Below are 12,507 nucleotides of genomic sequence, written 5' to 3'. Positions count from 1 at the left end.
CTTTGTTGTTATATGTTAATTAATGATAGAAACGAGTTGTCTCCGTCACCAAATATAGCAATAAACATTTTTCTTGTCTATGGGTTTATCTCTTTGCTTTCACGCAGTTTTTTCAGAATTGTTTTCATTTTTTCATCTAGTTGTGCATTGAAACGTAATGTTTCGCCCGTTTTAGGGTGTTCAAAGCGAATAGAAAATGCATGTAAAAACAAACGATTGAGTCCGAGATCTTGCATATATTTATCAAATTCTTTATCACCGTATTTATCATCCAGCGCGATTGGGTGACCTGCATATTGAGTATGAACTCGGATCTGATGGGTTCTTCCCGTTACAGGCGACGCTTTTACTAAGGTCGCATTTTGATAGCGTTCTTCAATGGCAAATCGCGTTTCAGAAGGTTTGCCTTGTTCACTGACTTTAACGATGCGTTCACCACTGGCCAGTTCATTTTTTAATAAAGGCGCTTGCACAACTTTCACATGAGATTGCCATTGTCCACGTACGAGTGCGAGATAATCTTTTTGTACGGTTTTAACACGAAGTTGTTCATGTAAGTTGCGTAAGGCAGAGCGTTTTTTTGCCACTAATAAGATACCCGATGTATCTCTGTCTAAGCGATGAACCAATTCTAAAAAACGGGCTTCAGGACGTAATGCGCGTAAGGCTTCAATCACACCAAAATTCAGACCACTCCCGCCATGAACCGCAATGCCAGAAGGTTTGTTCAATACTAATAAACAATCATCTTCAAAAAGAATATGGCTTTCAAGGGAGGCGACTTTATTTAAGTTTTTAGAAATTGGTGCAGTATTTTTTTCAGAAACACGAACTGGTGGTACACGCACCACATCACCATTTTGTAATTTATATTCAGGTTTGGTTCGCCCTTTGTTCACACGTACTTCACCTTTACGCAGAATGCGATAAATCAAGCTTTTTGGCACACCTTTTAATTTTGCCAATAAATAATTATCAATGCGTTGTCCTGCTTCATCCTCAGAAATCGTGAGCATTTTGACGGATTGATTGATGATTTTTTCTTGTTTTTCAGTCATTGAATCTGTCCTTTAAAAATTGGGCTGAATCATATCACAATATCCCTGGTGATAATAGCAAGAATGCCTTGCTAATTTAGCCCTGAATGTGGATAATAGAGCGTCTTTCTGCGCCTAAAATTTGGCATTTAGAAAGCGATTTTGTATGTTGGTCAAAACTCAATGCGGCGAATGGCATAAGACATTGATAATCAACATATTTTTCATGAAGGTTAACGCTTCCTTGCAATGCGTAATTAACACACCGCATTGTTTTACGAAAATTGTCTTAGATAACAATTGAGTATGCTATCAATGCACCCAGCAACACACAGTCGTGAGATTGACTGTTCGCGAGAAACACGAGGTCGATGGCTAAGGTCAGTAAATCTGTAAAGTGCGGTTAATTTTCAAGGTATTTTAGATAATTCAAAACGAGAAATTGACAATGAAAAGAATGTTAATCAATGCGACTCAAAAAGAAGAGTTGCGCGTTGCGTTGGTCGATGGCCAGCGTTTATTCGACTTGGATATTGAAAGTCCGGGTCATGAACAGAAAAAAGCCAATATTTACAAAGGGAAAATCACTCGCGTAGAGCCGAGTTTAGAAGCAGCCTTTGTGGATTATGGTGCGGAGCGCCATGGCTTCCTTCCTTTAAAAGAAATTGCCCGCGAGTATTTCCCTGCTGATTATGTGTTCCAAGGTCGTCCAAATATCCGTGATATTTTGACCGAAGGTCAAGAAGTGATCGTTCAGGTGAACAAGGAAGAACGCGGCAATAAAGGCGCGGCCTTAACCACTTTTGTTTCCCTTGCCGGTAGTTATTTGGTGATTATGCCAAACAATCCGCGTGCAGGTGGTATTTCTCGCCGTATTGAAGGCGATGAACGTATCGAATTAAAAGAAGCATTGAGTTCTTTAGATGTACCGGAAGGCGTTGGTCTTATCGTACGTACAGCGGGTGTGGGTAAATCACCAGAAGAATTACAATGGGACTTAAAAGTACTTTTACATCATTGGGAAGCAATTAAACAAGCTTCACAAAGCCGTCCAGCACCATTTTTAATTCATCAAGAAAGTGATGTGATCGTTCGTGCGATCCGTGATTACTTGCGTCGTGATATCGGTGAGATCTTAATTGATAGCCCGAAAGTATTTGAAAAAGCGAAAGCACACATCAAACTTGTCCGTCCTGATTTCATCAATCGTGTGAAACTGTATCAAGGCGAAGTGCCGCTATTTAGCCACTATCAAATTGAATCTCAAATCGAATCCGCCTTCCAACGTGAAGTACGTTTACCTTCTGGTGGTTCGATTGTGATCGATGTGACAGAAGCGTTAACAGCTATCGATATCAACTCAGCGCGTTCAACTCGTGGTGGTGATATTGAAGAAACGGCATTAAATACGAACCTTGAAGCGGCAGATGAGATTGCTCGTCAATTACGTTTACGTGACTTAGGTGGGTTAGTGGTTATCGATTTTATCGATATGACACCAGTTCGTCACCAACGTGAGGTAGAAAACCGTATCCGTGATGCCGTGCGTCAAGACCGTGCGCGTATTCAAATCAGCCGTATTTCTCGCTTCGGCTTGTTGGAAATGTCACGTCAGCGTTTAAGCCCATCATTAGGTGAGTCTTCTCACCATGTTTGCCCACGCTGTCAAGGTACGGGTAAAGTACGTGATAACGAAAGCTTATCACTTTCAATCTTACGTTTAATCGAAGAAGAAGCGTTAAAAGAAAATACCAAACAAGTACACACTATCGTGCCGGTACAAATTGCGTCTTACTTACTTAACGAAAAACGTAAAGCAGTAAGCAGCATCGAAAAACGCCATGATGTAGAGATTATCGTGGTGCCAAATGAAGCGATGGAAACCCCGCACTTCAGCGTGTTCCGCGTACGTGAAGGTGAAGAGCTGAACGAATTAAGCTACAACTTAGCAAAATTCCATGAAGCACAAGACGATGCATTCGTACCAGAAGAGTCTCTAGTTTCTCGCAATATCGAAACGGCAGCAGTGACATCTGAGCAAGTGATGGAAAGTGCGGCAGTATCTTTATCGATTCCAACGGCTGCACCAGCACCGGTTGAGCGTAAATCGGAAGAACCATCATTGTTTGCGAAAATTGTTGCCGCAATTAAAGGTTTATTTGCTTCTGAACCAAAAGAAGAAGAGAAAAATCAAAATAACCGCAACAATCGTAACAACAACCGTAATAATCGCCGCAATCAAGATCGTCGTAATAATCGCCGTTCTCGCAATAATGAAAACAACGATAATGCGAAAAATACAGATGAAGAAAATGTGCGTCCAACTCGCGAGCGTGTAAATAATCGTCGCAATCGTCGTAACGCGAATGAAGAAGTGACATCTGAAAGTGCGGTTAATTTTGCTAATGTTTCTGATGATAATCGTCAAGAAGAAAAAGCAGAGAAACCGGTAGCAGAGCGTCGTCAACGTCGTGATTTACGTAAACGTGTTCGTATTGATGACAATTCAACTGATGTAAACGAGAATGTTATTGAAGCGGTTGAAGTACCCGTTGTTGAGACTGTTCAAAATGAAGTAGTTGAAAACAATGTTGCTGATAATGCTGAAGATAAACCACGTCAAGAACGTCAGCGTCGTACTCCACGTCATTTACGTACATCGAATAATCAACGCCGTCGTCGTAATGAAGTGAAGTCACCAATGCCATTATTTGCGGCAGTTGCTTCGCCTGAATTAGCAAGCGGTAAAGTATGCATCGATTATTCTGCTGTGAATGCACCGAAAGAAAATAATTTCTTATCGGTGGATGAATTGCTTGAGCAAGAAAAAACGAAAAAAGGTGTGATTACGCCAGCAACAGGTATTGTCGTGGAAGAGAAATCAGTTGAAGCACAACCAGCGTTAGATTTCATTACTCAACCGGCAAATGAAGCTGTTCAACAGAAAGTGCAAGAATCATTAGAACGCTTGCATCATAAATCAGAACCTGTTGCTAAAGTTGCAACGACAGAAGTTGAACCACAAGAGAAAACAGAGTTTGTTCGCTCTTATGTGTTCACTGGTCGTGCAGGTACCATTTCAGCGGTACAACACACTAAAGCAGCGATGACATTAGCTAAAGCACCAGATGAAGAGTCTAAACCATTCCCAATTGTAGAATGGACGGAGTCTCGCTATTACTTTAACGGTAAAGGCGCCGCAGGCCATCATAGTGCAATTAGTCATATTTATTCTGAAGCGACACAAGCGAAATCAGAGTAATATCTTAATCATAAAGACGGAGCCAGTAGGTTCCGTTTTTTATTTTGTGTATTTTTAAAACATAGTGATTTAAAAGTAGTCAGTCAGATAATTTTTTTATTTTCTTGCTTGACGGGATGGGGGAAAAAACGTATTATTCACCTCGCTTAAATCACGGAGGAATGGTCGAGTGGTTGAAGGCACCGGTCTTGAAAACCGGCGAGGGTTTACGCCCTCCGTGAGTTCGAATCTCACTTCCTCCGCCATCAAATTCAAAAAATCCCTAAGTCGAAAGATTTAGGGATTTTTGCTTTTCAGTCTATTAAAAAATATCTTATTTTTTGACCGCACTTTCTTGGGCTTCTTTAAAGGCAAGGTATTCTTCTAAGGTCTCAATCGCCTCTAAACATTTTTGACGGCGCGTTAAATAAATTGCCGCAGTTTGCTTATGCATATCTCGTTGAATATCTGTTTGTGCCGTATCCGCTTGTGCTTTAGCTTCTTCGTATTTTTCCGTGAGTTGCTGCAAGGCTTCATAATACTTTTCTAGACGCTCTCTAGGAGGGAGACGATGAATGCTATGTTGTGATTTACTACTTGCAACTTGTGGCTCTGCTATTTTCGGCTGAATGGGCTTTTTATGCTTGCGATTCATGGCTTCGGTCAAGGCGGTACATTGCCCTAAAAGATGTTCTGCCATAAATACAATTTGTTCTTCATTTTGATGAGTAATTTTACATAGCTTAGTTAAGCTTTGTTGGATTTCTTTGAGATAAAAACCGACGGTTTCAAAATCTTCGGTAAATAAAGTGCGGTTAAATTTCGCGTTGATTTTTTTATCAGAGTCAGTTTGATAGGCTTGAGTCAGTTGCTGTACTTTTTGCTCGAGCGCATTGAGTAATGATTGAATAGACATAAAAAAATCCCCGCATAATGTATGCAGGGATTATAACGATTAAAGGGTCATGGCTGCAATCCAACCGAACGCTAATAGTGGGATATTGTAGTGAATAAAGGTTGGCACAACAGAATCCCAAATGTGGTCGTGTTTACCATCTATATTTAAACCGGATGTCGGCCCAAGTGTTGAGTCAGAAGCCGGTGAACCCGCATCCCCTAATGCTGCTGCTACACCTACGATAGCTACTGTCGCAAGTGGTGAGAAACCAAAAGAGAGACAGAGTGGTACATAAATTGAGGTAATAATTGGTACAGTTGAGAAAGAAGAACCAATACCCATGGTAATCAATAACCCAACGAGTAACATTAAGAATGCGGCAACGCCTTTACTTTGAATCGCACCGGTTGAAAGTGCATCAACTAATTCTTTCACGCCACTTGTGGTATTAATCACATTCGCGAAACCAGAGGCAGCAATCATAACGAAGCCAATCATTGCCATTAAGCGTAAACCTTGTTGGAAAATGTCGTTACTTTCTTTGAGTTTGAAGATACCGAATGCCCCGAAAATGATTAAACCGACTAAACCACCAATAATTGTAGAGCTTGTGAAAAGCTGGGTGGCAAAAGTGGCGACAATGGCGACCGCACTTGCGGTAATTTGAATAGGTTTAATATTCGCAATGTGTTGTTCAATTTCAGCTGTAGTGGGTTCTGCCGTTGTCACAACATACTCGCGCGGTTTGCGATAGGTAACAAATACGGCAGTGAGTAAACCAAGAATCATACCAATAACAGGGATAAGCATAGCAAAAGAAACTTCACCAACACTGGTTTGTAAACCGAGTGGAGCACCAGCCAGATTGATATTTTTTACTAAAACGCTTTCGATAAAGATTTTCCCGAAGCCAACCGGCAAGATCATATAGGTTGCGGTTAAACCAAAGGTAATAATACAAGCCACTGCACGACGATCGATTTTTAAACGGTTAAAAATAGAAAGTAAAGGCGGTACCACAATCGGAATAAACGCAATGTGTACTGGGAGCAAGTTTTGGGATGAAATTGAGAATAAAAGCAAAATACCAAGTAGCATATATTTAAACCAAGCTAAATTTTTGCCGGTTGGTGTTTTGTTCATTCGAGTAATAATTTTATAAGCAAGCAAATCAGTGATGCCAGATTTTGAAATCGCAATGGCAAATGCACCGAGCATCGCATAGTTCATGGCAACTTCAGCACCACCACCTAAACCACCTGTAAAGGCTTCAATGGTTTTGCTTAAACCTAAGTCTCCGCATAAACCAGCTGTAAGGGCCGAAATCACAAGTGCGATAACCACGTTCACGCGCAGTAGGCTTAACGCCAGTAGCACGACAATTGAAATAACAACGGGATTAGATAGCATATTGTTGTTCCTTATTGATTAATTAAAATAAAAAGGTCGCATAAAAGAAAATTGATTTAAGGTTAAATGTCGCATAGTAATAAACTCCTGTAAATTGATAATAAAACAAAACCCCTCGAAAGTTGCCTTCCGAGGGGTAAGATTTTTTTGATCTTTATCTTGTCAGCTCGGAAGAAATCTTCCAAGCACGCCAACAGCCTGAAAGATTATTCAGTTGAATGGCGATGATGGTGACGAAGGATAAAGTTCATTGGAAACTCTCTTATTTAGATAACTAAATTGAATTACTTTACAAAATACGGTAAACCGGAAATGATTGCAAGTTTTTTTCTAAAAAATTTTAAAAATTAAAGTGCGGTCTGATTTTCATCTGTTTTTTCCGCTTCATCTGTTTGAGCAATATGCGGGAATCCACCGAGATCTTTTAAATGATTCACCATATAGCAAAATAATTCTGCGGTACGTTCAGTATCATATAGCGCAGAGTGTGCTTGTTTGCCATCAAAAGGAATTTTTGCCGCTTGGCACGCTTTGACGAGTACTGTTTGCCCAAACATAAAACCGGCAAGCGTTGCCGTATCAAACATCCCAAAAGGGTGGAATGGATTGCGTTTTACACCTGTGCGTTCAGCCGCCGCCATCACAAAGCTTTGGTCAAAAGCCGCATTATGTGCCACGATGATAGAACGCTGACATTCTGCGTCTTTTTGTCCACGACGCACCATTTGGAACAATCCCGTGATCGCATCTAATTCAGATACGGCACCACGCAATGGATTATGAATATCAATCCCATTAAATTTGAGCGATTCAGGATTAATATTCGCCCCCTCAAATGGTTCAATATGAAAATGGCATTTTTGATCAGGTTGTAAATTGCCATCCTCATCCATTTTTAAGGTGATAGCTGCAAGTTCTAAAAGTGCATCTTTTTTTGCATCAAACCCTGCTGTTTCCACATCAATGATGACAGGGAAGTAGCCGCGGAAGCGATTTTTTAATTGGTAGTGATAAGGAATTTTAGGTGTATCTGACACAATGTATTCCTTAATTCCCTAAAGCTGATTTTGCACTTTTGTTTTCGATAAATTCGATCTTATAACCATCTGGATCTTCAACAAATGCAATCACAGTTGTGCCACCTTTAACAGGACCAGCTTCGCGAGTCACTTTACCACCACTTGCACGTACTGCTTCACAAGTCGCGTAAATATCATCTACGCCAATAGCAATATGGCCATAAGCATTACCAAGATCATATTCAGTCACGCCCCAGTTGTATGTTAATTCAATTTCAGTTGCGCTCTCGCCATCCTCATAACCTAAAAAGGCAAGTGAATATTTATACTCAGGGTTTTCACTTGTGCGTAATAAACGCATACCTAAAACATCTTGATAAAATTTAATAGAGCGGTCTAAATCACCTACTCGAAGCATTGTGTGTAAAATTTGCATCTTGTTTTCCTCTTTTCTATTTGGGTGTTGGGGGATTATAGCATAGAAATTTTTAAATAGACTTAGAACGTAATTTATCCCAGAAATTGGAGCGGTTTAAATGATGTAAATAAACTCGTCATTTGGAGTGGTCAGAGCTCAGTTTCATTTAGGCTTTGGTAATCTGTTTTTCGTTGCGGTAGCCTAGCTATTGCAACGATATGACAAGTTGTAAATTATTATAGGAGAACTAAGATGTTTTCATTTTTAAAAGCATCTCCTCCAGCACCAAGAATTGAAAGTTCTAGAACAGATGCTGAGTATAAAAAATTACGTTGGCAGGTGTTTGCTGGAGTATTTATCGGGTATGCGGCTTATTATCTTATCCGCAAAAACTTTTCTTTAGCCATTCCTTATCTTATTGATGAATATGGCTTTACTAAAGCTGATTTAGGTACAGTAGGGGTAGCCTTGTCACTGGCTTACGGTTTTAGTAAGTTCATTATGGGAAACATCTCTGATCGTAGTAATCCTAAATATTTTATTACCATTGGTTTATTAGGTTCTGCATTAGTCAGCTTAATTTTTGGTTTAGTACCAGGTGTGCTTTCTTCTATTCCATTGATGATTGTGTTAGCCGCATTAAATGGCTGGTTCCAAGGAATGGGATACCCACCAGGTGCAAAAACAATGACCAACTGGTTCTCAGTTTCTGAACGTGGTGTGTGGTGGAGCTGGTGGAACGTATCACATAACTTAGGTGGTGGTTTAATCGGCCCATTAGCGCTCCTCGGTTTATCGATTTTCGGCGTATGGCAATCTTTATTCTATTTACCCGCCTTAATCGCCATTGTATTAGCATTCATTATGTTCTATTTAATGCGCGATACACCTGAGTCTCAAGGATTACCGCCGGTAGATGAATGGAAAGGTGAAAAAATCGTAGAGAAAGTTGAATCAGCTCACACGCTTTCTTCTAAAGATATTTTTATGAAATACATCATTAATAATAAGTTTTTATGGGCAATTGCACTTGCGAACGTATTTGTGTATTTCATTCGTTACGGCATTATTGACTGGGCACCAACGTATCTAAAAGAAGTGAAACATTTCTCAGTAGATAAACAAAGTTGGGCGTATTTCCTTTACGAATATGCTGGTATCTTTGGTATGCTTGCCAGTGGTTATTTAAGTGATAAAGTCTTTAAAGGCCATCGTGCACCACCGATGTTATTATTCCTAACCGGTGTATTAATCGCGATTATCGTTTATTGGAAAAACCCGGAAGGAAATCCACTCGTAGATAATATTTGTCTTGTTGCTATTGGTTTCTTAATTTACGGTCCTGTAATGATGATCGGGCTTCAAGCAGCAGACCTTGTGCCACGTGTTGCAACAGGTACAGCGACAGGTTTAACGGGGTTATTCGGTTACTTATTAGGTTCTGCGAGCGCAGGCTATGTGATGGGTAAACTGGTAGACTTATTTGGCTGGGACGGCGGTTTTTATGCCTTGATCGTTTCTTGCTTCTTAGGATTTGGTTTTATTGCCTTTACCTTACTTCATAAGCCAAATGCGGCGTAATTAAGGTTAATTACATATAAAAAGTGCGGTCAAAAAACATGATGTTTTTGACCGCACTTTATTTTTTCTCCGTTTATTTCACTGCAATCATTGACCCAAAATTAAAGCATTGGAACCATAATTCGATGTGTGAAAATCCGATGTTTTTTAACCGCTCTTTGTGGATGTTAATCGAGTCAGTACGCATGACATTTTCAAGTGCGGTGCGTTTTTGGCTCACTTCAAGCTCACTGTAACCGTTAGCACGTTTGAATTGGTGGTGGAGATCAATAAGCAACTCATTCACTTTTTCATCTTCAAAACGGAATTTTTCAGAGAGCACCAATACACCATTTGGGTTTAAACCTTGGTAGATTTTGGTGAGCAAGGCTACACGATCTTCTGGTGGTAAAAATTGCAACGTGAAGTTGAGTACAACCATTGAGGCGTTCTTAATTTCAATTTGACGAATATCATCGCAAAGAATTTCTACGGGTACATCACTATGATAAGCCGCAACGTGCTGACGGCAGCGTTCCACCATCGGCAAAGAATTATCGACACCGATAATTTTCACATTCGGTTGTTTAATATTACGGCGCATAGAAAGGGCAGCCGCACCGCGTGAACAGCCTAAGTCATAGACTTGGCTGTCAGCAGTCACAAAACGCTCAGCCAACATACCAATCGCCGTGATAATGTTGGAGTAGCCAGGAATCGAGCGTTGAATCATATCGGGGAAAACTTCCGCCACGCTTTCATCAAAAGTAAAATCGCCCAGTTTTTCGATCGGGGCGGCAAAAATTGTATCTTTCATCATGATTGAATTCTGTTGTTGTATTGAGAGGGCATTTATTTAGATAAAATGCAAAAAACTGCGGTCATTTTAGTGAAAGTTTTTAAAGGATCAAATAAATTTCGCTTTTCAATTTAAAAGGCATGTCTTTTTCCGTATAATCAACGCGTTAATTATCCATTTTTAGAAAAATGAAAGGAATATAGAAATGATGCGTACACATTATTGCGGTGCATTAAACCGCAACCATATTGGACAAGAAGTAACATTAAGCGGTTGGGTTCACCGTCGTCGCGATTTAGGTGGTTTAATTTTTATTGATATTCGTGATCGTGATGGTGTCGTACAAGTTTGTTTTGACCCGAAATATCAAGAAGCGTTAACTGCAGCTTCAGGCTTACGTAATGAATTTTGTATTCAAATTAAAGGTGAAGTAATCGCGCGTCCGGACAATCAAATTAATAAAAATATGGCGACAGGCGAAGTAGAAGTATTGGCGAAAGAATTACGCATCTACAATGCCTCTGACGTTTTACCATTAGACTTCAACCAAAACAACACAGAAGAACAACGTTTAAAATATCGCTATTTAGATTTACGTCGTCCAGAAATGGCACAACGTTTGAAAACCCGTGCAAAAATCACCAGCTTTGTGCGTCGCTTTATGGATGATAATGGTTTCCTTGATATTGAAACCCCAATGCTTACCAAAGCAACGCCAGAAGGTGCGCGTGACTATTTAGTGCCAAGTCGTGTACATAAAGGCAAATTCTATGCATTGCCACAATCACCACAGCTTTTCAAACAGCTTCTCATGATGTCTGGTTTTGATCGTTATTATCAAATTGTGAAATGTTTCCGAGATGAAGACTTACGTGCAGATCGTCAGCCTGAATTTACTCAAATCGATGTGGAAACTTCTTTCTTAACTGCGCCAGAAGTACGTGAGATCATGGAACGCATGGTACACGGTTTATGGCAAAACATCATTGGTGTGGATTTAGGTAAATTCCCACAAATGACCTGGCAAGAAGCAATGACTCGTTTTGGTTCAGATAAACCAGATTTGCGTAACCCGCTTGAATTAGTCGATGTGGCAGATATCGTTAAAGATGTTGAATTTAAAGTATTTAATGAGCCTGCAAACAATCCAAACGGCCGTGTGGCAGTCATTCGTGTACCAAATGGTACTGAAATCACTCGTAAACAAATTGATGAATATACACAATTTGTTGGTATTTACGGTGCAAAAGGTTTGGCTTGGGCGAAAGTAAATGACGTTAATGCTGGCCTTGAAGGCGTACAAAGCCCGATTGCGAAATTCTTAAATGAAGATGTGTGGAAAGCGTTAGCTGAACGTGTAAAAGCTCAAACTGGCGATATCTTATTCTTCGGTGCAGACAAATGGCAAACCACCACTGATGCAATGGGCGCGTTACGTTTGAAATTAGGTCGTGATCTTGGCTTAACTCGTTTAGACGAATGGCAACCGCTTTGGGTGATTGATTTCCCAATGTTTGAACGTGATGAAGAGGGTAATCTTGCTGCAATGCACCACCCATTCACTTCACCAAAAGATTTCAGCCCAGAGCAATTAGAAGCCGATCCAACAAGTGCGGTAGCAAATGCTTACGATATGGTGATCAACGGCTATGAAGTAGGTGGTGGTTCTGTGCGTATTTTCGATCCAAAAATGCAACAAACGGTATTCCGCATTCTTGGTATCAACGAACAAGAACAACGCGAAAAATTCGGTTTCTTGTTAGATGCATTAAAATTCGGTACACCGCCACATGCTGGTTTAGCATTTGGTTTAGACCGTTTAACCATGCTTTTAACAGGCACTGAAAATATCCGTGATGTGATTGCATTCCCGAAAACAACAGCCGCAGCTTGTTTAATGACTGAAGCGCCAAGTTTTGCGAATCCACAGGCGTTAGGTGAGTTAAGTATTCAGGTTGTGAAAGCTGAATAAGTTTAAAATTTATAATATAGGGTGCGGTCAATTTTGACCGCACTTTCTTTTTATTGAAAAAATTTTATTCACTTAAAGATATCAGTTTTTCGGTATGAATACTTGTGAAATTTATTTGTTTTGAAGTTATATTCTGAAAAAATAAAATAATCA

9 protein-coding genes, 1 tRNA gene and 1 other annotated feature are annotated in these 12,507 nt (G+C 40.0%); of the genes, 4 read left to right on the top strand and 6 right to left on the bottom strand.

Annotated elements, in window-relative coordinates; genetic code table 11:
- Positions 1-77: 77 nt before the first annotated feature.
- Positions 78-1,058 carry a 23S rRNA pseudouridine(955/2504/2580) synthase RluC gene (rluC, locus tag HMPREF2732_RS04585; protein WP_070591517.1) on the bottom strand — a complete coding sequence of 327 codons (981 nt, stop codon included), beginning with the start codon at positions 1,056-1,058 and terminating at the stop codon, positions 78-80.
- Between the two features lie 427 nt (positions 1,059-1,485).
- Between rluC and rne the strand changes: the two genes are divergently transcribed.
- Together rne and HMPREF2732_RS04575 are read left to right on the top strand one after the other, a co-directional pair.
- Positions 1,486-4,299: a ribonuclease E gene (gene rne / locus HMPREF2732_RS04580; protein ID WP_070591514.1), complete on the top strand. Its 2,814-nt coding sequence runs from the start codon at positions 1,486-1,488 to the stop codon at positions 4,297-4,299.
- Between the two features lie 155 nt (positions 4,300-4,454).
- A tRNA-Ser gene (locus HMPREF2732_RS04575) sits at positions 4,455-4,544 on the top strand.
- Between the two features lie 68 nt (positions 4,545-4,612).
- Here the strand turns inward: HMPREF2732_RS04575 and priC are convergent.
- The 4 genes from priC to gloA form a co-directional block, all read right to left on the bottom strand.
- On the bottom strand, positions 4,613-5,194 hold the full coding sequence (gene priC, locus HMPREF2732_RS04570) for a primosomal replication protein PriC (protein WP_049369170.1): 582 nt from the start codon (positions 5,192-5,194) through the stop codon (positions 4,613-4,615).
- Between the two features lie 39 nt (positions 5,195-5,233).
- Positions 5,234-6,586 (bottom strand): Na+/H+ antiporter family protein, encoded by a 1,353-nt coding sequence (locus tag HMPREF2732_RS04565; protein ID WP_070591512.1) that lies wholly within the window; start codon positions 6,584-6,586, stop codon positions 5,234-5,236.
- 103 nt (positions 6,587-6,689) lie between these two features.
- Positions 6,690-6,817, bottom strand: a sequence feature (His leader region).
- A 116-nt stretch (positions 6,818-6,933) separates the two neighbouring features.
- A complete protein-coding gene (gene rnt, locus HMPREF2732_RS04560; RefSeq protein ID WP_070591510.1) occupies positions 6,934-7,623 on the bottom strand; it encodes a ribonuclease T in 690 nt (229 codons plus the stop codon).
- A 10-nt stretch (positions 7,624-7,633) separates the two neighbouring features.
- Complete coding sequence (gene gloA, locus HMPREF2732_RS04555; RefSeq protein ID WP_070591505.1) at positions 7,634-8,041, bottom strand: lactoylglutathione lyase; 408 nt, start codon at positions 8,039-8,041, stop codon at positions 7,634-7,636.
- Positions 8,042-8,275: 234 nt separating this feature from the next.
- On the opposite strand from gloA, the gene pgtP reads away from it, so the two are divergent.
- A complete protein-coding gene (gene pgtP, locus HMPREF2732_RS04550; RefSeq protein WP_005634143.1) occupies positions 8,276-9,604 on the top strand; it encodes a phosphoglycerate transporter protein PgtP in 1,329 nt (442 codons plus the stop codon).
- 73 nt (positions 9,605-9,677) lie between these two features.
- Here the strand turns inward: pgtP and cmoA are convergent, their stop codons facing one another.
- Complete coding sequence (gene cmoA / locus HMPREF2732_RS04545; RefSeq protein WP_070591502.1) at positions 9,678-10,403, bottom strand: carboxy-S-adenosyl-L-methionine synthase CmoA; 726 nt, start codon at positions 10,401-10,403, stop codon at positions 9,678-9,680.
- A gap of 184 nt (positions 10,404-10,587) precedes the next feature.
- On the opposite strand from cmoA, the gene aspS reads away from it, so the two are divergent.
- On the top strand, positions 10,588-12,354 hold the full coding sequence (gene aspS / locus HMPREF2732_RS04540) for an aspartate--tRNA ligase (RefSeq protein ID WP_070591499.1): 1,767 nt from the start codon (positions 10,588-10,590) through the stop codon (positions 12,352-12,354).
- Positions 12,355-12,507: the final 153 nt, after the last annotated feature.

This window comes from Haemophilus sp. HMSC061E01, assembly GCF_001810345.1.
Lineage (GTDB): Bacteria > Pseudomonadota > Gammaproteobacteria > Enterobacterales > Pasteurellaceae > Haemophilus_D.
Note: the sequence above shows the minus strand (reverse complement) of the source record. Positions and strands in the feature narration are given on the sequence as shown.

Coding starts and splice junctions, on each gene's coding strand:
- rluC (WP_070591517.1), bottom strand. CDS start 1,058: ATGACTGAAAAACAAGAAAAAATCATCAATCAATCCGTCAAAATGCTC.
- gloA (WP_070591505.1), bottom strand. CDS start 8,041: ATGCAAATTTTACACACAATGCTTCGAGTAGGTGATTTAGACCGCTCT.
- rne (WP_070591514.1), top strand. CDS start 1,486: ATGAAAAGAATGTTAATCAATGCGACTCAAAAAGAAGAGTTGCGCGTT.
- pgtP (WP_005634143.1), top strand. CDS start 8,276: ATGTTTTCATTTTTAAAAGCATCTCCTCCAGCACCAAGAATTGAAAGT.
- aspS (WP_070591499.1), top strand. CDS start 10,588: ATGATGCGTACACATTATTGCGGTGCATTAAACCGCAACCATATTGGA.
- cmoA (WP_070591502.1), bottom strand. CDS start 10,403: ATGATGAAAGATACAATTTTTGCCGCCCCGATCGAAAAACTGGGCGAT.
- priC (WP_049369170.1), bottom strand. CDS start 5,194: ATGTCTATTCAATCATTACTCAATGCGCTCGAGCAAAAAGTACAGCAA.
- HMPREF2732_RS04565 (WP_070591512.1), bottom strand. CDS start 6,586: ATGCTATCTAATCCCGTTGTTATTTCAATTGTCGTGCTACTGGCGTTA.